General features: G+C 62.6%; 19 protein-coding genes and 1 rRNA gene. 10 read left to right on the forward strand and 10 right to left on the reverse strand.

All coding sequences use genetic code 11. From position 1 onward, the window contains the following. The 10 genes from rrf to JKP78_RS19885 form a co-directional block, all read left to right on the forward strand. Nucleotides 1-86, forward strand: a 5S ribosomal RNA gene (rrf, locus tag JKP78_RS19840); the annotation flags it as partial. A gap of 373 nt (nucleotides 87-459) precedes the next feature. Beyond that, complete coding sequence (locus JKP78_RS19845) at nucleotides 460-2103, forward strand: acetolactate synthase large subunit (protein ID WP_200627349.1); 1644 nt, start codon at nucleotides 460-462, stop codon at nucleotides 2101-2103. Between the two features lie 144 nt (nucleotides 2104-2247). Then, nucleotides 2248-4194: an FAD-dependent oxidoreductase gene (locus JKP78_RS19850; RefSeq protein WP_200627351.1), complete on the forward strand. Its 1947-nt coding sequence runs from the start codon at nucleotides 2248-2250 to the stop codon at nucleotides 4192-4194. Between the two features lie 138 nt (nucleotides 4195-4332). Further along, complete coding sequence (locus JKP78_RS19855; RefSeq protein WP_186688130.1) at nucleotides 4333-5229, forward strand: nitrilase family protein; 897 nt, start codon at nucleotides 4333-4335, stop codon at nucleotides 5227-5229. A gap of 11 nt (nucleotides 5230-5240) precedes the next feature. Then, entirely contained in the window at nucleotides 5241-6395 is a 1155-nt protein-coding gene (locus tag JKP78_RS19860; RefSeq protein WP_200627353.1) for a hypothetical protein, read from the forward strand. After that, the gene (locus JKP78_RS19865; RefSeq protein WP_186688125.1) at nucleotides 6392-7381 is read left to right on the forward strand and encodes an asparaginase; all 990 of its coding nucleotides are present in this window, start codon (nucleotides 6392-6394) and stop codon (nucleotides 7379-7381) included. Before JKP78_RS19860 ends, JKP78_RS19865 begins: the two co-directional genes overlap by 4 nt. Nucleotides 7382-7472: 91 nt before the next feature. Beyond that, entirely contained in the window at nucleotides 7473-8021 is a 549-nt protein-coding gene (locus JKP78_RS19870; RefSeq protein WP_200627355.1) for a UPF0149 family protein, read from the forward strand. Nucleotides 8022-8195: 174 nt separating this feature from the next. Further along, the gene (locus JKP78_RS19875) at nucleotides 8196-8825 is read left to right on the forward strand and encodes a glutathione S-transferase family protein (RefSeq protein ID WP_170031754.1); all 630 of its coding nucleotides are present in this window, start codon (nucleotides 8196-8198) and stop codon (nucleotides 8823-8825) included. Nucleotides 8826-8852: 27 nt separating this feature from the next. After that, on the forward strand, nucleotides 8853-10889 hold the full coding sequence (locus JKP78_RS19880; RefSeq protein ID WP_200627357.1) for a pyridoxamine 5'-phosphate oxidase family protein: 2037 nt from the start codon (nucleotides 8853-8855) through the stop codon (nucleotides 10887-10889). Nucleotides 10890-11000: 111 nt separating this feature from the next. Further along, nucleotides 11001-11897 carry a LysR family transcriptional regulator gene (locus JKP78_RS19885; RefSeq protein WP_170031748.1) on the forward strand — a complete coding sequence of 299 codons (897 nt, stop codon included), beginning with the start codon at nucleotides 11001-11003 and terminating at the stop codon, nucleotides 11895-11897. 13 nt (nucleotides 11898-11910) lie between these two features. Here JKP78_RS19885 and JKP78_RS19890 read toward each other — a convergent pair whose 3' ends face one another. From JKP78_RS19890 to JKP78_RS19935, 10 genes are all read right to left on the reverse strand, one after another. Further along, nucleotides 11911-12780: an aldose 1-epimerase gene (locus JKP78_RS19890; RefSeq protein ID WP_200627359.1), complete on the reverse strand. Its 870-nt coding sequence runs from the start codon at nucleotides 12778-12780 to the stop codon at nucleotides 11911-11913. 25 nt (nucleotides 12781-12805) lie between these two features. Further along, the gene (locus tag JKP78_RS19895; RefSeq protein WP_170031742.1) at nucleotides 12806-14086 is read right to left on the reverse strand and encodes a TRAP transporter large permease; all 1281 of its coding nucleotides are present in this window, start codon (nucleotides 14084-14086) and stop codon (nucleotides 12806-12808) included. Continuing rightward, nucleotides 14087-14614: a TRAP transporter small permease gene (locus tag JKP78_RS19900; protein ID WP_170031738.1), complete on the reverse strand. Its 528-nt coding sequence runs from the start codon at nucleotides 14612-14614 to the stop codon at nucleotides 14087-14089. It abuts the gene before it with no gap. Between the two features lie 64 nt (nucleotides 14615-14678). Beyond that, the gene (locus JKP78_RS19905; RefSeq protein WP_186688115.1) at nucleotides 14679-15650 is read right to left on the reverse strand and encodes a TRAP transporter substrate-binding protein; all 972 of its coding nucleotides are present in this window, start codon (nucleotides 15648-15650) and stop codon (nucleotides 14679-14681) included. A gap of 63 nt (nucleotides 15651-15713) precedes the next feature. Then, nucleotides 15714-16595 carry a glucurono-1,5-lactonase gene (locus JKP78_RS19910; protein WP_186688114.1) on the reverse strand — a complete coding sequence of 294 codons (882 nt, stop codon included), beginning with the start codon at nucleotides 16593-16595 and terminating at the stop codon, nucleotides 15714-15716. Between the two features lie 26 nt (nucleotides 16596-16621). Then, nucleotides 16622-17428 carry an NAD-dependent epimerase/dehydratase family protein gene (locus JKP78_RS19915; RefSeq protein ID WP_170031729.1) on the reverse strand — a complete coding sequence of 269 codons (807 nt, stop codon included), beginning with the start codon at nucleotides 17426-17428 and terminating at the stop codon, nucleotides 16622-16624. An 82-nt stretch (nucleotides 17429-17510) separates the two neighbouring features. After that, entirely contained in the window at nucleotides 17511-18749 is a 1239-nt protein-coding gene (locus JKP78_RS19920; protein ID WP_200627361.1) for an OprD family porin, read from the reverse strand. Between the two features lie 283 nt (nucleotides 18750-19032). Further along, a complete protein-coding gene (locus tag JKP78_RS19925; protein WP_200627363.1) occupies nucleotides 19033-19635 on the reverse strand; it encodes a hypothetical protein in 603 nt (200 codons plus the stop codon). A gap of 56 nt (nucleotides 19636-19691) precedes the next feature. Beyond that, entirely contained in the window at nucleotides 19692-20342 is a 651-nt protein-coding gene (locus JKP78_RS19930) for a hypothetical protein (RefSeq protein WP_325166821.1), read from the reverse strand. A 41-nt stretch (nucleotides 20343-20383) separates the two neighbouring features. After that, nucleotides 20384-21049, reverse strand: a complete 666-nt coding sequence (locus JKP78_RS19935; RefSeq protein WP_186688102.1) for a hypothetical protein — start codon at nucleotides 21047-21049, stop codon at nucleotides 20384-20386.

The following is a 21049-nucleotide window of genomic DNA, read 5'->3' on the forward strand; positions in this document are numbered from 1 at the left end:
GATCCCATCCCGAACTCAGTAGTGAAACGATGCATCGCCGATGGTAGTGTGGGGCTTCCCCATGTGAGAGTAGGTCATCGTCAAGATTCATTTCGCAAAACCCCTATCTGCGCATGCAGGTAGGGGTTTTGTCTTTGCGCCGGCAAAACAAGCGCGATCCCTGTAGGAGCGGCCTTGCGTCGCGATCGGCCGCACAGCGGCCGCCACCCTGCAACCCCGATCTACCTGGCAAACCGCGTCGCCTGTTTCGCGGCTAAAGCCGCTCCTACACCGATCGCGACGCAAGGCCGCTCCTACAGCGCTGGGCAACATTCCGCCAAATCAGCGTGACTTTTCCGTACCGACCTTTCGTCAAGACTTTGATTCGGGGCACTTCTGGCCCTGAGCCAAGCGATGCCAGCGTACCGTGCTGCGCATTTCCGGACTTCCACCGTCCCATCACTTGAGGTAGCAAGCAAGATGGCCAAGGCCGCCGATGTCGTTGTGCAATGCCTGGAAAACGAAGGTGTCGAGTATGTATTCGGTATTCCCGGTGAAGAAAACCTCGACCTGCTGGAATCCCTGCGCAAGTCGAAGATCAAACTGGTACTCACCCGTCACGAGCAGTCCGCAGGTTTCATGGCTGCCACCTACGGTCGCCTGACCGGCAAGACCGGCGTCAGTCTGTCCACCCTCGGCCCCGGCGCCACCAACCTGGTTACCGCCAGCGCCTATGCCTACCTGGGCGGCATGCCGATGATGATGATCACCGGCCAGAAGCCGATCAAGAAGTCCAAGCAGGGCCGTTTCCAGATCATCGACGTGTGCGGCATGATGGACCCCATCACCAAGTACACCCACCAGTTCGCCTCGGCCGACAACATCCCGGCCCGCATGCGCGAAGCCTTCCGCCTGGCTGAAGAAGAAAAACCGGGTGCGGTCCACCTGGAACTGCCAGAAGACATCGCCGCCGAGCAGACCGACAGCCTGCCGATTCCGCCAAGCCTGCACCGCCGCCCGCTGGCCGAGCACAAGGCCATCGAAGCTGCGGTGGAGAAACTGCAGAATGCGCGCAACCCGATCCTGGTGATTGGTGCCGGCGCCAACCGCAAGATGACCGCCAAGGTCCTCAAGCAGCTGATCGACAAGACTGGCATCCCGTTCATCACCACGCAGATGGGTAAAGGTGTAGTCGACGAGCGCCATCCGCGTTTCCTCGGTAACGCTGCGCTTTCTTCGGGTGACTTCGTGCACCGCGCCGTCGAAGCCGCCGACCTGATCGTCAACATCGGCCACGACGTGATCGAGAAGCCGCCATTCTTCATGGTCCGTGGCGGCACCGAGGTCATCCACATCAACTTCCGCTCCGCTGAAGTGGATGCCGTGTACTTCCCGCAGGTGGAAGTGATCGGTGACATCGCCAACGCCGTCTGGCAGATCGGCGAAGCGCTGAGCGACACCTCGCACTGGGACTTCACCCGCCTGATGGCCATCCGTGAAGCCAACGAAGCGCAGATTGCCGAAGGCGCCGACGACAACCGCTTCCCGGTCTACCCGCAGCGCCTGGTGGCCGACATCCGTCGCGTACTGCCGTCCGAAGGCATCGTCGCCCTGGACAACGGCATCTACAAGATCTGGTTCGCCCGCAACTACAAGGCGCACAAGCCCAACACCGTGCTGCTGGACAACGCCCTGGCGACCATGGGCGCCGGCCTGCCATCGGCGATGGCAGCGCACCTGGTGCATCCGGACCGCCCAGTGATCTCGGTGTGCGGCGACGGCGGCTTCATGATGAACAGCCAAGAGCTGGAAACGGCAGTACGCTTAGGGATGCACATCACCGTGGTGATCCTGCGTGACGACGGCTACGGCATGATCCGCTGGAAGCAGGCCAACATGGGCTTCACCGATTTCGGCCTGGACTACGGCAACCCGGACTTCGTCAAGTATGCCGAAGCCTACGGTGCCAACGGCCACCGCGTGGAAAGCGCCGACGGCCTGCTGCCGCTGCTCGAGCACTGCATCAAGACCCCAGGTGTGCACGTGATCGACTGCCCGGTCGACTACAGCGAGAACGACCGCATCCTCAACAGCGAGCTGCGTGAGCGCGCGCTGGCGGTGTAAAACGTAACAGCCCAGTTGCCGCCTATCCGTCAGCCACAGGTATCTGCCGATCCTGTGGCTGCCGGCGGGTGCTAATTAACAACCCCTTCACCCCTTTGGGAAATGTTCACGCTCGGTTCTTCAACCCATGAAGAGCACGACAACATGACCATCGGTTCAACCCACAACCATCCTGCAGACCTCGCCATCGAGCCCTCCCAGCCCATGCAACCGTGGGCCGCGCGTTACCCCAACCCTCCTGATCTCTGCTTTGACTACCGCCGTCTGATCGAACAGGAAAAAGGCGTTGCACGAGCCACTCAGCCAGACCACCGGATTTGCATCGTGGGTGCCGGTATTACCGGGCTGACTGCGGCTCGAGAACTATTGCGTTGCGGCTTCACCCGGATCTCCTTGATCGAGCAGTCGCAGCGTGTTGGCGGGCGTCACCTGACCTTGGTGAATAGCACTGGAACTCACAAGCAGCCGACAACTCCTTTCGAGATGGGGGCCATGCGCATGCCGTTTTTCAACAGAACCGGTGAACCCCCTAAAGACGGGCGCTCGCTCATGGCCTACTACGCCAAGCTGTTCGACCTGCGCATTTCCGATTTTCCGAATCCGGGTACACCTTGGGTCAATGCCACGGGAATATATCTTCGTGATGGCCAGTTGGAGGGTGGTGGCGATCCTGCGCTGCTGATCTGGCGTAACCCGGAAGGCAAGACACCTCCGCCCACCCCGATACTTCAACAGGTCTATGACAAGTGGCACCATTTTGCGACGCGCTTTGCCGAGCGTATCGCTACGGTTTATGGCACTTATGGGTGGGAGTCGATGTGGTCGGCCATCGTTGAACGCTATCACCGATTATCGTTCCGAGAACTCGTGCATTTACCCACCCTGGCGGCTTGGGATCCTGCAAACCCTGGTGACTTTGGCGGATTAGGCATGAGCAGCGACGAATCGGCAATCTTCTATGCGATCGGCATTGGCGATGGCAGTTGGGGAGCGTTCTATGACGTCTGCTGCCTGTATCCGCTACGTACAGCGATCTTTGGCTTCAGTAGCCACTTGCAGTTGGTGCATGGGCGTGTTGATCAAGAGGGGCTGCCCTATGCTGCACCGCACCTCGAAGACAGCCGTGTGCCTGACAGTAAAGGGTTGATGTTCCAGGGGCCAGCGTACATCGGGCTCGCGGCGATGGACGAAAGTCTGCTGTTTCTGAACGTCGGCCTGGGCGGGTCCTCGCTGTACGAGCACCTGTTGCAACGAGAGCATGGGCTACTCACCGACACCTCGGTCTGTTCGCTACAGAAACTGGAGAATGGCCAATTGCGGGTCGGTTATCGTTGGCACTGCAGTGATCCGCTTGAAGAGAGCCTGCAATACCAAGACTTCGACAGTGTGATCTTGACTACCCCATCCTGGTTGATCGAAACCAACATCCGTCTTGACGGTTTCAACCGCCAGATACTGCCGCAGGCGATCATGGATGCCTGGAAGCATGCCCACTGGGAGACGAGCTGCAAGGTCTATGCTCCGCTGAACAAGCGCTTCCTGGACCGTAAGTCAGCGGTGCCCCAGATTCTGGTAACCGACAGTTTTGTCCATGACGTGTATGCCTATCGGTACAACGATAGTTATCCAGAAGACTGCATCCTGCTGAGTTATACCTGGGAGGACGATGCAACGAAGCTGGCCGCATTTTCCGACGAGGAGTTGGGGCAGAAATGCGTGAGCGAGCTTGATCGAATTCTGCTGCGATGCAGCAACATAGGCGAGGCCATATCACCCTACATTGACACTCGCAACATCCGCATACAACGATGGATGACAGATAAGAACGCCCTGGGATGTGCAAAGCTGTACCGCGCAGGCACTTATTACGATGCGGTAAACCTGATGAAATACAACCGCGACTTCAGCGCCCAGTCAGGCCTGTATCTGGCTGGAGAGTCCTTCTCTGTTGACGCCGGCTGGACCGAGCCGTGTTTACGAACGGCTGTGGATGTGGTGATCAACCTTTGTGATAGAACATCAGCGCAGTTTCACGGTGGTTTCAGCCTGGACCATTACCCGCACTATCAAGTCAGGATCCAAGGCTGTTAGCGTGTTGATCGTAGGGCCATTCCTACAATATCTCTTTTCTCTTTCCTTCGAGCTGGTGGGAGTGTCCTGACTGTCACTCCCCAGCCCAACCCCGCTTTACTGGCGCCCTTCCAAAACAACCACAAGAAGGAAGCTGCCATGTCTGCACATTGTCCCGCCGTCAGTCCAGTACGCATCGCCGTCATCCAGTACGACCCGCAGGTCGGGCTCGAGCATTGCGACGGCAACCTCAGCAAAGGCCTGGCATTGGCCCGTCGCGCCGTGCGTGAAGGCGCCAACCTGATCGTGCTACCAGAGCTGGCCAACACCGGCTACACCTTCCGCACCCGCGCCGAGGCCTATGCCCACGCCGAAACCCTGGAAGCAGGCGTCAGCCTGAAAGCCTGGGCGGATTTCGCCAGGGAATATCAGGTCTACCTGGCTGCAGGTTTTGCCGAACGCGACGGGCTGAAGCTCTACGACAGTGCCGTACTGTTCGGCCCTGAAGGCCTGCTGGGGCATTATCGCAAGGCCCACCTGTGGAATCAGGAGAAGCTCTGGTTCACCCCCGGCAACCTGGGTTTTCCGGTATTCGAGACACCGATCGGGCGTATCGGCCTGCTGATCTGCTGGGACATCTGGTTCCCTGAAGTGCCACGGCTGATGGCAGCACAAGGCGCCGACATTATCTGCAGCCTGAACAACTGGGTGTGGACCCCACCACCGTTGTTCGATGACACGGGGCGCTGCATGGCTTCCTATCTGACCATGACCGCGGCACACGTCAACAACCTCTACATAGCCGCAGCCAACCGCATAGGCCATGAGCGGGGCGGGCGCTTCCTGGGTTGTTCGTTGATTGCCGGCACCAATGGCTGGCCCATCGGCGAGGTGGCCAGTGCCGAAGAGGAGAGCATTGTCTTTGCCGATGTCGACCTCAGCAGTGCCCGCTCGGCACCGATCTGGAACAGCCTCAACGACCTGCCACGGGACCGCCGTACCGATCTCTATGACGCGACCCTGGGTTATCGCCTGCATGCCGCGATGCCGCGTTGAGGAGGTCGCACATGAAAACCTTGCATGCTCTGGATCGGAAGCATTTGTCCCTGGTGCTGTTCGTCAGCCTGCTGGCGGCGCTGGCTGCCAGCCTCGCCCACGGCCACTGGCCGGACTACACGCAACTGGCGGCGACACTCGACCAGCCACTGAGCCGGTTGCGCTGGATCGTCGGGGATATCAGTGAGGTGGCGTTCTACAAGCACGAACTGCCCGCCCTGGGCTTGCTGCTGGGGGCTTGCCTGGCGCACCTGGCCCAGGTGCACGGGTATCGCTGGCAGGGTTTTGCCATCTGCTATGGCAGCGGGCTATGGCCATGGGTATTCACCAGCTCGCTGCTGGGCCTGCTGCTCAGCCACGCGTTCTGGGGCTGGACCTTGGCCAGTGGCACCTGGCAGCCGACCTTCGTCGCCTTCGTATCGTTGCCGGCAGCCATGGTGCTGCTGTATGGCGCGGGTTGGCGGGTCACGCTCAGTGGCGCACTGCTGGGGGCGGTGCTGGTCACCCCGGCCAGTCTGTTGATGGTCAACTACCTGTGTTATCCGCTGCAGTTGCCGGTGGTGGTCGGCAACGTCAGCGGCATGGCGTTGGCAAGCCTGGTGGCGTTCATGCTGTGCCGGCGCTTTCCGTCATGGGTGCGGCCCAGCCACAAACCCGCGGTACGCGAACCCGTTGCTGCGCAACCCGATTACGGCGTTGTCTGGACCTTGCGACGCGTCCTGGCCGATTTCAGCGAAGCGCCGTTCTTCGGCAATGAGTTAGCCAGCCTCGGGCTGCTGCTGGGCGTGGTCCTGGCTTACATGCTGGCCCCAGCAGCGCCGGCCTACGGTTCGCTGCTGCTGTTGCCGATGGTCGCCGGGCAGGCGTTGGCTTCACTGGTCGGGGTGTTGTTCTGGCGTCGTCAATGGCAGGCGCGAGGGTGGTACCCCACCTACATCCCCATCGTCTCGATCGTCCCGGCCGCTGTGCTTGCCCATGGTGGTAGCTGGCAAGTCGTGGTGGGCAGTGCCGTGCTCGGCGCGCTGGTGGCGCCCCCGCTGGCAGTGGCCATTACCCAGCGCTTGCCGGCCTATATGCACGGCTACCTGGGAAATGTGCTGTCGATGGCCGTCAGTACGCTAGGGATCGTGCCGCTGGTTGGCCTGCTGGCAGGAGGTGTTGCATGAGCGCGCAAACACACCTGCCGAAACTGTCGATCGGCAGCCTGGGCGGCACGGTGAGCATGCAGGCAAGCGCCAATGGATGCGCGGTGGTGCCCAGGCTTGGTTGCGACGCCTTGCTGGCAAGCGTGCCGCAACTGCGCGAGATGGCCCAGCTTGAAATGGCCACGCTGGGCCTGCTCCCCAGCGCCTCGCTGGGCTTTGCGACGCTGCTCGACGTGTTGGCCTGGGCGCGCGCAGAGGTGGAGCGTGGAGCGCAGGCGGTAATCCTCACCCAAGGGACCGACAGCCTTGAAGAAACGGCGTATTTCCTCGATCTGCTGTGGCCGTTCGATGCGCCAATCGTGATGACCGGTGCCATGCGCGCGGCCAGCCAGCCGGGCTGCGACGGCCCGGCCAACCTGCTGGGTGCGGCGCACGTTGCGCTGGCGCCGGGCAGCCGTGGGCGCGGCGTATTGGTGCTGATGAATGATCAGGTCCACAGCGCAGCAAGGGTGCGCAAGAGCGCCAGCCTGGCGATGGCTGCATTCGAGTCGCCCGGTGGTGGCGCGCTGGGCGATGTCGTCGAGGGCGTGGTGGTCTATCGCCAACCGGCTACACGGCGGGAGGTGCTGCCGCTACCGCAACGCAGCGAACATCGCGTTGCACTGCTGGAAGCCTGCCTTGACGCGGATACAGCAATGTTGCAGGCCGTTGCCACGCTCGGTTACCAGGGGCTGGTCATTGCCGGATTTGGCGCGGGGCATGTTTCCGCTTGTTGGGCCCAGGTGCTGGATACGCTGGTGCCCGCCTTGCCGGTAATCGTCGCCACCCGCACAGGCAGCGGCCCTACAGCCCGCGCCACCTATGGGTTTGCCGGAGCCGAGATCGACCTGCAAGGCAAAGGTGTACACATGGCCGGGCAGCTTTGCCCGCGCAAGTGTCGCATTCTGTTGTGGTTGTTGATCGGCAGCGGCAGGCAGCACCTGCTGCAAAGCCTGTTGCCAGGCTGAGCAAACTGCCCGCGGGTCGACAACCGCGGGCAGCCCTTGGGCGGTTCTGTGCTAGGGTGCACACACTTTTGCTTCTCAGGATGCCCACCCCATGCTACCCGCCCTCAGCGAAAAAGAACTCGACCGCCTCGAAGACCTGCTGATCACCTACGGCAACGATTACTCGGTGCTGAACCTGGCCGAGCTCAATGGTTTTTTCACGGCGCTGGCCAGCTCGCCGGTCAGCGTCGCTCCGGAGCAATGGCTGCCCGTGGTGGCGGGCGGCAAGGTGCCGAAATTCAAGAAGCCGGCGCATGAAGAGGCCTATACGGCGTTGATGCTGCGCTATGCCAACCAGGTGGCGGAAGAACTGAATGATGACATCGACCAGTTCGAGCCGCTGTTCGAGGAAAGCGAAGGCGAGCAGGGCACGGTGATCGTCATGGAGGAGTGGTGCTTTGGCTACATGCGCGGGACTCAGGTCGCTGGCTGGGAGCCGCTGCCTGCGCAGCAGGATCAGTTGCTCAAGGCCATTTCGCTGCATGGGCTGGAGGATAACTTCGAGCTGCTGGACCAGATGAGCGAAGAGGACATCCAGGCTTGCGTACCTCAGGTGATCGAGGCAGCACGCGGGCTATTCCGCTACTTCAAGCTGCACTGAATCCTGCGGGTGCCCCTGCGGCGGATGCTCGCGGGGGCTCTGGCCGGCACCTGCGTCAGCATTATTGCGCCAGGCGAAATTATGGTTTCCCCGGCGCACTGATTCTGTTGCCAGGCGAACCCGTGCAGCATGTGCTCCATCAGCCCACCCCGGAGCTGACCAGGAGCCAAGCCCATGTCGAACCCGATCAAGCTTTACAACTTCCCCAAGTCCGGCCACGCCCACCGCATCGAGCTGATGCTTGCGCTGCTGAAGCTGCCCACCGAGCTGGTCTTCGTCGACCTGGCCAAAGGTGCGCACAAGCAACCCGACTTCCTGGCGCTGAACCCGTTCGGCCAGGTGCCGGTGATTGATGACAACGGCACGGTGATTGCCGATTCCAACGCCATCCTCGTCTACCTGGCGAAAAAGTATGACAACGGCACCTGGCTGCCCGAGGAACCTGCCGCTGCAGCCCGCGTGCAACGCTGGCTGTCGGTCGCAGCCGGCCCACTGGCATTCGGCCCTGCCGCCGCGCGCTTGGTGACGGTATTCGGTGCTTCGTTCAATACCGATGAAGTGATTGCCCGTGCCCACACCTTGCTCAAGGTGATCGACGCCGAACTGGCCAAGGCACCCTTCCTGGCGGGTGATACCCCGACCATTGCCGACATCGCCAACTACTCGTACATCGCCCATGCACCAGAAGGCAACGTGTCGCTGGAGCCCTACGCCAACGTACGCAACTGGCTGGCCAGGATCGAGGCGCTGCCGGGCTTCGTGCCGATGCCGCGCACCGTGATCGGCTTGCAGACCAGCGCCTGACACTTCTTCAGCACGAGGAACGCCGCCATGCAACAGAACCCGGACCACCGCCCCTCGCCCTGGCATGCGGGCGAGAAAACCCTGCAGGAAAAGGTCGGTGTCGCGGAGCGCATGGAGGCGTTCGGGCGGAAGGTGATTCGCGACTACATGCCCGAGCAGCACCGTACCTTCTATCATCAGCTGCCGTTCATGATCGCCGCCAGCGTGGATGCCCTGGGCCGCCCTTGGGCGACCGTACTGGAAGGGCCGGAAGGCTTTGTCAGCTCGCCGGACCCTCGCCAGCTGACGATCGACACCCAGCTGCCGGCAGACGACCCCGCCACCGCCGGGCTGAGCGCCGGGCAGGCGGTCGGCCTGCTGGGTATCGAACTGCACACGCGTCGGCGCAACCGCCTCAACGGGCAGATCCACCAGGGCGTCAACGGCCAACTGCAGGTCACGGTCGAGCAATCGTTCGGCAACTGCCCGCAGTACATCCAGTTGCGCGAATACACGCGCGTCATCGAACCCGCCCAGGGGCGTGTCGATGCGGTGACGCTGGATGCAACGGCTGTCGACATGATCCGCGCAGCCGACACTTTTTTTGTCGCCAGCTATATCGAGCATGGCGCTGGCCAGCGCTCGGTGGATGTCTCCCACCGTGGCGGCCGGCCCGGCTTCATCAAGGTCGAAGGCAATCGCCTGACCATCCCCGACTATGCCGGCAACCTGCACTTCAACACCTTGGGCAACCTGTTGGTGAACCCACGCGCAGGGTTGCTGTTCATCGACTTCGCCACGGGCAATGTGCTGCAGCTCTACGGGCGTAGCGAAATTCTGCTGGATAACCCGGCCAGCCAGGCCTTCGACGGTGCCGAGCGCTTGTGGACGCTGGACGTCGAGCAGGTGGTGTGGCGCCCGGCGGCCGTGTCCCTGCGCTGGGCGTTCAAGGAATATGCGCCCACCAGCCTGGCGACCGGCACCTGGGAAGAAGCCGAAGCGCGCCTGCAGCGACGTCAGCAGCAGCGCCAATGGCAGCCGTGGCGTGTGCTGCGGGTAGAACAGGAAAGCCACGATATCCGCTCGTTCTACCTTGAACCGCCTGCCGGCAGCAAGGTGACCTTTGCCGCGGGGCAGCATGTACCGGTGCAGGTGCAGCGCGCTGGCGAGGCGGCGCTGATCCGCACCTACAGTTTGTCCAGCGCGCCTTCCGACCGCTACCTGCGCATCAGCGTCAAGGCTCAGGGCCCGGCGTCGCGGCACTTGCATGAGCGCATAAGCGCGGGCGATGTGCTGAATGTGCGTGCGCCCATGGGGAGCTTCGTGCTGGACCCGCACAGCACCCGGCCGCTGGTGCTGATTGGCGCAGGGGTGGGTATCACGCCGTTGCTGGCCATGCTGCGCGAACAGTTGAATACGCAGCAGGCACGGCCTGTCCACCTGTTCCATGGGGCACGCAGCCTGGCCGACCTGCCGTTTCGTGACGAGCTGGCAGGCTTGCAGCAACGGGCCGGCGGCCTGCTGCAGGTGCACCGTGCCCTGAGCCAGCCGGAAGAGCAGGCGTTGCTGGGGCGTGATTACCAATTCGCTGGTCGGTTGGGGATCGAGCAGGTCAAGGCAACGCTGGCGCTGGGTGACTACGATTTCTACCTGTGCGGCCCGGGCAGTTTTACCCAGCAGTTGTATGAGGGGCTGCGCGGGGTGCATGTACCGGATGCGCGGATCCACGCCGAAGCCTTCGGCCCTTCGACGCTTCGGCGGCACACCGACGCGGGCCAGCCCAGCCTGCAGCAGCCGCCGGCTGCCAGCGAGGCGGTGCCCGTGTACTTTGCCGCTTCGGCCAAGGAGGCGCGCTGGGCGCCCGGTAGCGGCACGTTGCTGGAGCTGGCCGAGGCACGCGGATTGGCCCCGGAATTCAGTTGCCGAGGGGGATCGTGCGGTACCTGCAAGACCCGGCTGGTGAGTGGCCAGGTGCATTACCCGAACCCACCGGCCGAACTGCCGGAGGCCGGTTCGGTGCTGATCTGTTGTGCCGTGCCGGCCAAGGTGGCAGAAGGCGGGCAAGCGTTGGTACTGGATGCGTGATTCGCCTGCCTCTTCCGCGGGCTGTTGCAGGAGCGGCCCGCGGACGCAACAGCAGCACAAAACGCCCAGATGAAAGATAATCCCGGCACCTCATGCCCACCAGGAGCCCGCATGGACCAGATCCACCTGATGAAGGTGTTCGTCGCCACCGGCGAACTGGAAAGCTTCGCCGCCGCTGCTCGGCGCCTGGACATCTCTCCTGCGGCGGTTACCCGTGCCGTCAGCGCCCTGGAAGAACAGCTCGGGGTCAAGTTGCTGCTGCGCACCACCCGCAGCGTCCGCCTGACCGAAGCCGGTAACCGCTACCTGGAAGATAGCCGGCATATCCTCGCCAGTATCCACGAGGCCAACGAAGCCGCCGCCGGCATCAACTCGACGCCCAAGGGCGACCTGGCCGTCACTGCGCCCATCCTGTTCGGCAAGAAGTTCGTCATGCCGTGTATCGTCCGCTACCTGCAGCAGTACCCTGAAGTTGACGTTTCCGCCTACTTCCTCGACCGCATCGTCAACATGGTCGAAGAGGGCATGGACGTGGCCGTTCGCATCGGACCCTTGCCGGACTCCGGGCTGAAAGCACTGCGCGTGGGCAGGGTCCGGCGCATGCTGTGTGCCTCTCCCGAATACCTGGCGCGCCATGGCGTGCCGAAGCACCCGTCCGACCTGGCCGGGCATGCGGTGATCGGCACCACCAACCTGTCGCCACGCGCCGGCTGGCGTTTCGGGGTGGCCGAGGAACCGACCCTGGTGCGCGTCAAACCGCGCTTGACGGTCACCAGCAATGACGGGGCAATCGCCGCCGCCAGTGGCGGGTTGGGCATTGCCCGCCTGCTGTCGTACCAGGTCGCGGATGAACTGGCCAGTGGGCAGTTGCAGGTGCTGCTGGCCGAGTACGAGGAGGCGCCCTGGCCGATCCATGTGCTGCACCGGGAGAGCAAGTACGGTTCGGCCAAGGTCCGGGCGTTCATCGACATGCTGGCGCAGGCGCTGAGGGCTCAGCAGCTGGATTGATACCCCGGTACCCTTAGAGCGCCTGGTACTGCATCGTGAACGTCAGGTTCAGCGCGTCCCCCTGCTGTAACAAGCGCAACCCCGGGCGCCCCGGCAGGTGGTGCGCATTGACCGGATGGCTGACCGGCTCGAAGCAGAAAAAGCCTTGCCCTTGCGGGCAGAACAACAAGAAGTGCTCCGCGCCGCTGGCACGGCATGCCAGTCGGTAGCCGGCGCTGGGCTGTTCGATCACGCATTCGCCCGGCCAGCCACTGAAGGCGTGGTCAACCAGCGCCTCCGGCAACACCCCCATCGTATTGAAACACCATGGCTGCGGCACCGGCGCCTGGTACGAAGGCAACCGCCCCATGTCCGCCAGCCACACCTTGTTCGCTGGCGCATACAGCCTGGTGTCGGGGTATCGAGGGAAGTACGGGTGCAGCCCCAATCCATACCAGGTCGCCCGCGCATCGCGGTGGGTAACCTGCAGGCCCAGTACCAGTGCACCTTCATGCAGGTGAATATCGAGCGTTGCCTGGTAGGCGAAGGGGACTTCGCTGACCAGCGTCAGCCGCGCATGCCCTTCGCTGTGCCAGGCGACCTGCCAGGCCTGCTGCCAGGCACTGCCATGGATCGGGTACGGATCATGCGTGGTGTTCGGTAGCAATGCCTGCCAGCCCCCGGGGCGGGCAAAGCCACCCTCGGCAATGCGGTTGGACCAAGGCGCCAGTGGGTAGCAGGCCAGGCGGCGTGGCGAACCGCTGGCCAGCGCGTCGGCGCCGGAATGGCGCAGCAACGCCTGCCCGGTCGCCTTCACCTGCCAGTTGACCAGGCTGGCGCCCAGCTCCGGGGCCAGGCTCAGGCGGGTCAGGCGGTCGTGCAGATGCAGTTCGGTCACGACCATGCCAGGCGCCTCGGCTGCTTCCAGGTCACAGCAGCAGGCCTGGCAGCCACAGCGAAATGGCCGGGATGTAGGTCACGGCCAGCAGTACCAGGAACAGCGCCAGGTAGAACGGCAGCAGCGCCTTCACCGTCGACTCGATGCTCACCTTGCCGATGGCCGAACCAACGAACAGCACCGCCCCTACCGGCGGCGTGATCAAGCCGATGCCCAGGTTGACCAGCATGATCATGCCGAAGTGCACCGGGTCCACACCGATACCGGTGACCACCGGCAGCAGGATCGGCGTAAGGATCAGGATCAGCGGTGCCATGTCCATTACCGTGCCCAGCAGCAACAGCATGAAATTGATGCACATGAGGATCACGTAGCGGTTGTCCGACAGGGTCAGGAATGCCGTGGTGATCTTCGACGGGATCTGCATCAGCGTCATCACGTAGCCGAAGCTGGCGGCGAAGCCGATCAGGATCATCACGATGGAAATGGTCCGCACCGTGCGGTGCATCAGCTTGGGCAGGTCGCGCCACTTGTAGTCGCGGTAGATGAACATGGTCACGAAGAACGACCACACCACCGCCACGGCCGCCGACTCGGTCGCGGTGAACACCCCCGACAGAATACCGCCGAGGATGATCACCATGGCCATCAGCCCCCACAGCGCCTCACCGGCAATCTTCAGTGCCTGGCGCAGCGGTATGACTTCGCCCTTGGGGTAGTTGCGTTTTTTCGCGAACAACAGGCACAGGCCCATCATCACCGCGCTCAGCAGCAGCCCTGGCATCACCCCGGCCATGAACAGCGAGGCGATCGACACCGAGCCGCCGGCGGCCAGCGAGTACAGTACCGAGTTGTGGCTGGGCGGTGTCAGCAGCGCCTGCACCGAGCCGCTGACGGTGACCGCCGTGGAGAATTCGCGCGGGTAGCCCTTGCGCTCCATTTCTGGAATCAGCACCGAGCCCACCGACGCCGTGTCCGCCACCGACGAGCCGGAAATCGCCCCGAAGAAGGTCGAGGCCATGATGTTGACCAATGACAGCCCACCACGCACGAAGCCCACCAGCACCCCGGCGAAGGCTACCAGCCGTCGCGACATGCCGCCCTCGGCCATGATCGCACCGGCCAGCACGAAGAACGGAATGGCCAGCAGCGAGAATTTGTTCACCCCGCTGGCCACCTGGATCATCATCGCCTGCAACGGGATGTCGATCCACCAGGCGCCGATCAGCGCCGACAGGCCCAGGGCGTAGGCCACCGGCATGCCGAGCAGGATGAGCGCTACGAAACTGCCCAACAGAATCAACGCATCCATCTATGCCGCTCCTTCGTTTTCTTCAAGCTGCTCGATACGCACCACCTTGCGCTGGCTCTGATCGCCCAACAGAAGTTTTTCCACCACGAACACCAGGGTCAGCACCCCACCAACCGGGATCGGCGCATAGGCCATGCCCACCCGCACACCTGGCAGGGATGCCAGGTACTGGTTCCAGGTGGTGACGCACAGCTTGGCGCCGTAGACCGTCATGAACACGCAGATCAGCACCATCAACACCTGTACCAGCAAGGCCAGCCACTGGCGCTGTTGTGCAGGCAGGCGGTCGGTGAGCATCGCCACCGCCATGTGCGCCCCGGCGCGATAGCTGGCAGCGGCGCCGATGAAGGTGAATACCACCATCAGCAGGATCGCTACCGGTTCCGGCCAGCTGGAGCCGGCCCCGAGCACGTAACGGGCGAAGATGCCCCAGGGGATGATCAGCGACATGGCCAGGATCGACAGGCCGGCGATCCAGATGCAGCCGCGGTACAGCGTGTCGTTCACACGCAGGGCAAGGTCTTTCATGGGCATCACCAAAGCGGCAGGGCGGCGGCCGCACTGCCGAAGTCGTTCGGGGAAAGGGCCGTGGTTACTGGACCGCGTCGATACGTTTCATCAGGTCGGCGTACTGTGCACCGTACTTTTCGCGCACCGAAGCGGTGGCGTCGTAGAACGGCTTCTTGTCCACGCTGATGAACTCGACACCGGCGGCCTTGAGTTTCTCTTCGCTGGCCGCGGTTTTGGCGTCCCACAGCACGCGCTCTTCCATCTGCGCCTCGCGGGCCACCTTCTTCACCAATGCCTGCTGCTCCGGGGTGAGCTTGTTCCAGGTGGTCTTGGACATGACCACTGGCTCGGGCAGGATCAGGTGGCCGGTCAGGGTGTAGTACTTGGCGTTCTGGTAGTGGTTGTGCTCGAGCAGGGTCGGCGGGTTGTTCTCGGCACCGTCGATCACGCCGGTCTGCAGGGCACTGAAGATCTCGCCGGTGTCCATGGCGATGCCGTTGCCGCCCATGGCGTTCATCATGTCGATGAACAACGGGTTGCCCTGTACGCGAATCTTCATGCCCTTGAGGTCTTCCAGGCTGCGCACCGGCTTCTTCGTGTAGAGGCTGCGCGAGCCACCGTCCATCCAGGCCAGGGCTACCAGGTTGAAATCGGAGTTGGTGATCTTGTCGAGGATTTCCTGGCCGATCTCGCCGTCGATGACCTTGCGCATGTGCTCATGGTCACGGAACACGAACGGCATGTTGAACACGTTCACGTCCGGCACCACCGGGCCGACGATCCCCAGGCTGACGCGGGTCATCTGCACGGCGCCGATCTGCGCCTGTTCGATGACCTCCTTTTCCGAACCCAGTACGCCACCGGGGAACATCTTGAAGGTGATCTCGCCATTGCTGGCCTGCTCAAGCTTGTTGCCCATGTTCTGCTCGGCGACCACGGTCGGGTAGCCGGCCGGGTGGATCTCGGCGAACTTGATGTCCAGGGCCGAGGCGGGCAGGGGCAGGCTGATGGCGAGAGGGAGTACCGCGAGGAGCAGTTTGCGTTTGAACGTCATGATGAAACTCCGTGGTTTTTATTATCCGGTTTCGGGCGTGCAAGTGTGGCTGCGGCGTGGGGCTCAACCCCGGTAGGCAGGCTCCTCCAGGCCCTTGGTGCCAGGGCTCAGGGCAAACACCCCGCCAGCCAGGGGCTGGTCGCTGAGGTCGATGCCGGTGGGGCGGATCGAGGTGACGTACAGGGTGTCCAGGTTGGCACCGCCAAAGGCGCACATCGACGGCTTTTTCACCGGTACGTCGAGCGAGCGGTCGAGGCGGCCGTCGGGGGTGAAACGGTGGATCTGGCCGGCGTCATTGCCGCAAATCCAATAGCAACCGTCCTGGTCGATCGCGGCACCATCAGGGCGGCCAGGGTAGCCGCGCATGTCGACGAACAGCCGTTTGCCATGTGGCGTGCCGCTGTCGATGTCGTAATCGAACACCCAGATCTTCTGCACGTTGGGGTGCGAGTCGGACAGGTACATGCGCCGGCCGTCAGGGCTGAACGCCAAGCCATTGGGCACGATCATGCCGTCCTGCTGCAGTTGTAGCCGGCCTTCGCCGTCAAGCCGGTACAAGGCGCCGACATGGGCGCCTTGCGGCATGTCGAGCAGCATGGTGCCGGCCCAGAAGCGGCCTTGGCGGTCACAGCGGCCGTCATTGAAGCGCATCCCGGCCTGGGCGTGCTGCACGCCGCCGAGCAGGCGCTTGTCCAGGCTGCCGTCAGCCTTCGCCCGCAGCGCAAAGATGCCGCTTTCCATGCCGGCCACCCAGCCGTCGCCGCTACGGGCGATACAGGCGAGCATCTCATCGCCTTGCCAGACCTGGTGCGCGCCATCAGCCGCCTGCCAGCGGTGCAGCTGGCGCGCAGGAATATCGACCCAGTACAGGGCTTGTTCGTCAGGGTGCCACACGGGGCTTTCGCCGGTGCCATTGCGGGCGTCGACGATCAGTTCGCAGTTCATGGCCTTGCCTCCAGGCATGCGTAGGGTCAGTCGAACGGGCCTGCCGCGGTGAAGGCACCGCCCTGATAGACCATGCTCGGGTCATCGGCGGCAGGTGCCGGCTGGGCTTCCACGACGCTGCGGAAGGTTTCGGAACTGTCCTTGGGCCGGTAGCCCAGGTGCGCGGCATGGCGGTTGTCCCACCACACGGTGCGGTTGTCGGATGCGCCATAGACGATGGTGTGGCCGACATCGGGCGTGAACAGCCCGCGCTCGATCAGTTGCACCAGGTCGTCATAGCTCAGCCAGGTGCAGAGCATGCGCGGGTTCTGTGGCTGCGGGAACGAGGAGCCGATGCGGATGCTGACTGTCTCGATACCGTAGCGGTCGTAATAGAAACTGGCCAGGTCTTCGCCGTAGCACTTGGACAGCCCGTAGTAGCTGTCGGGACGGCGCGGCGAATGGGCGTCGATGCGCTGGTCCTGGCGGTAGAAACCGATGGTGTGGTTGGAGCTGGCGAAGATGATGCGCCTGACGCCGTGCTTGCGCGCTGCCTCGTACACGTGGAACACACCGCAGATGTTCGGGCCGAGGATGTCTTCGAACGCATGCTCGGTGGAAACGCCGCCAAAGTGCAGGATGGCATCCACGCCCTCGACCAGGGCATGCACTGCCGCTTTGTCGGCCAGGTCACAGACGATGACCTCTTCATGCGGGCCCGCAGCAGGTGCCATGGGCTTGATATCGGAAAGGCGCAGGACCTCTGCGTAGCCTTGCAGGCGTTCGCGAAGGACCTTGCCCAGGCCGCCTGCCGCTCCGGTGAGCAGCAGGCGATTGAGGGGAGTGGTGGTCATGGCCGGCTCTTTTTGTGATTGTTGTAAGTTGTCGTATGACTGTGCCGATTATTGTGGTTGCTTGTGATGGTTGTCAATCACATCACAGCAGCGACAACGGGTAGTTGAAGATCAAGCGGTTCTCATCGAACTCGTTGTTGCTGTAATCCCGGCGAATCGACGAGTTCCGCCATTTCACGCTCAAATCCTTGAACGGCCCGCTCTGGATCACATACGCCAGCTCGGTCTCGCGCACCCACTCCTTGCCGTCGGTCACGCCCCCGCTGTGAACATCGCGCCCGCTGATATAGCGGTTCATCAAGGTCAACCCCGGCACCCCCACGGTGACGAAGTTGAAATCATGGCGTACCTGCCATGAACGCTCGTTGGCATTGTCGAAGCTGGAGTTGTAGCTGTCGTTGGCCAGGGTCCCGCCACTGGTGCCGTTGACACGCATCCAGGCATCGCCGTCGACCTTCTGCAGCCCGACCCAGAAGGTGTTGCCGGCGTACTTGGCCGAGAACATGCCGGACCAGGTCTTGTTGTCCAGTTCGCCCGCGCGTTCGGAACCGTCCTCGTCGCCATGGAAGTAGCCCAGGTTGGCGCCCAGGGTCCAGGCGCCAAGCGGCTGGCTATGGCTCAGTTGCAGGTACTGCTGCTGGTAGACGTCCTTGAGTACCGCGTTCCACAACCCCACCAGGGTACGGTCCTGGTTGAACTTGTACTCGCCGCCGGCAAAGTTGAAGCGGTCCGACACACCACCGCCGTAGCTCATGTCGTCCATGCTGGCGTCGTTGCGTGGGCTGTTGCCGCGAAATTGCCCGCCGTACAGGGTCAGCCCGGCGATCTCGTTGGAGGTCACCTGCCCGCCACGGAAGGTCTGCGGCAACGAGCGCCCGTCATCCGAGCGCAGTATCGGCAGCACCGGCATCCATTCGCCTACCTTCAGTTCGGTCTTCGAGATCCGCAGCTTGCCCGCCACCGCCAGGCGGCCATAGTCATCCGCCGGCTTGCCATCATCATGGCGCGGCAGCAGCGCCGTACCGTAGGTGCCACCGCCGCCGTCGAGCTTGACCGACCACAGCCCCAGCACATCCACACCGAACCCGACCGGCCCTTCGGTGAACCCCGAGCGGGCATCGAGGATGAAGCTCTGCGTCCATTCCTCGGCTTTGCCCTGTGGGTTGCCAGGGTTGGTGAAGTTGCGGTTGATGTAGAAGTTGCGCAGCCCCAGCGTGGCCTTGGCATCGTCGACAAAACCGGCGGCGAAGCTGGTGCCCGGCAGGCTGGCGATGGCCCCGGCACCCAGCAGGGCGAAGGGCAGGGTTTGGCAGATTTTCATTATTGTTGTACTCCCTAAGGGTGTGGCAACCCGACCACCGGGCACGCGCAGGCGGCCTGCGGCGGGGCGGGTAGGTGAAGGGCCGGTGAGGGCCTGGGTGGATATGCGGTAACCGGGCGCTAGCTGCTCAGCGGCGTAAGCCCGCTGGCTGGGGAAAGAGGAGGGTGCAACAGGCGGGGATGCAGCGGGGTGAGTGCCGACATGGGTTCGTCCACGGATTGTTGTTTTTGTTATGTGTTGTCGTACAACTGTGGGCGATTATTAGCAAGCGGCAGCGGGGCTGTCAACGCTCCGCGTAGTGCAGCAGGGTGAATGTAAAGCAACCAGGACATTGCTGTTCCAGCCACGCTTTGGCTCTTTCACTGAGGAAGTACCCGCGATAGACATCCCCTTTGAAGAAATCGGCTTTTTCGTCGGCCTTGAGCACCTGGAGATACTGGCCGAGGTCGGCAGGTTCGTGCCGTGGGTCCTTGAGCAGGTTGAGCTTGCCTACGACGAATGCCTGCCAATACGCCGGCATGCTTGCGGCAAGCGCAGGGTCATGCGGCAGGCAGTTGATGATCGAGGTCGGCCCACCTTCCAGCTCGAGGTAATCGGTGATGGGCTTGCAGGTATCCCAGTGCAGCCAGTCAAGCTGCACGATGTGGGTTTTTTCCAGGTGCTCATACCGACTGATGCCTTTCAGGCCGCTTCGTTCCAGGCCTTCCTTGACCGGCTGGGTGAGCACCAGCGAACCCGAGCGGATATACGCAGGCGGCGTGTACGGCCCAGCGCGCCTGATGCTGTCCACATCGGTATGTTCATCCCAGGCGATCATGCCCTGGAGCAGTACCGCGCCCCAGTCTCCCCAAGGAGACGGCGAGTTGTCGAAATGGTAGATGTTCACGTGAATCTTCTCGGCCCTTGCTGCTTATGGACGGTCGTCTGGAGTCGGCAGCCCATTCAGGTGAACTGAATGAAGAAGAAACCGGCGTCGTCGCCTTCCTTGCCACGGCGCGCCTGCATGTCCACGAACAGATAACCGATGCCTTCGCCGAACAGCCCAGCATGCTGCGGGCTGGCTTCGGCCACGTCGGCGTCCACCAGTTGCATCATGAACATGTAGCGCGGTGGTTCGTAGATCGGGTCCTGCAGCCAGCAGGGGCGGCCGCTGGGTTTGCTCAGGCCGATCCCGCTGTCCTCGTCCTCATGCTCCTCGTCATGCTCCTCGTCAGTCATTTCTTCAAAGTCGATGAACGCTCGTTCCAGCAGCAAGGGGGGATTGCTGGGCTCCAGTGGCTGGCTGGCGAGCTCATGCAGGATGACCCGGGCACAGCCGGCGTTGATGACGTTCTCCAGTTCAGACTGCAGATTGACTGTATAGCGACGCTGGAGCGGGCGGCTGAAGCCACCGTCCTGCTGTTGCTCGACGGCGAGAAAAACCGTGATAGCTATGCCTGGCGGGACGAACCGGGCCGGTTGGAACTGTTCGGTCAGGGTCAGGATGGGCGTCATCAGTCCGCCGGTTTGCGGGTTGACCGGCCACAAGGAAAGGTCCTTGAGCAAAGGCGCACCACCGATCTGGCCGAAGCCGCGATCTTGTTGGGATAGCACGATCCTGTTCATGGCAAGCCCTTTGAGCTTTGACGGGGCATTCAGGCGTACTGAACGAAAAAGAACCCGGCTTCGTCGCCTTGGTTTTTCCGCCGGGCTTGCTTGTCCAGATAGATGTAACCGATGCCATCCAGGAAGATCCCTTCCTGCTCGGGAGCCCAGCGGCTGATTTCATAGTCGGTCAGTTGCAAAAGGAGCAAGTACCGGTCTGGAACATAGATGGGATCTTGCATCCAGGCTGCTCGACCGAGTTGCTTGCTAATGCCCAGACCGGAGTCTTCGTCAGCGTGCTCTTCGGAGAATTCCTCTTCGGTCATCGGCTCGAAGTCGATATAACGGCGCTCCAGCAAGAGCGTTCCAGGCGGGGCGGTTAACTCCTCCTTACACAGCCGGTGGAGAATGAACCGTGCATAACCATTGTGGATACCGGGTAGCTCCGCTTGCTCATGAAGTGAGTAGCGGCTGACAACAGACTGCTTGAAGCCGCCGGCGCGCTGCTTTCGAGCGGTGATGAATACCGTGGCAGCCATGCCGGGCGGAAAGATTTTAGCCGGCAGGAAGTTTTCCGTGACCGTACACAAAGGCGTCATCGGCTCCTTGGTGTCGGGCGCCAGAGGCCACAAGCCTGGGTCGTCCATGCGGACGCTGCCACCCACCTGACCGAAGCCTTTGTCTTCGTCGGTAAACACGATTTTCATTGAATGCAT

The sequence above is a fragment of the Pseudomonas sp. LAM2023 genome (genome assembly GCF_016620375.1).
Classification (GTDB): Bacteria; Pseudomonadota; Gammaproteobacteria; order Pseudomonadales; family Pseudomonadaceae; genus Aquipseudomonas; species Aquipseudomonas anuradhapurensis.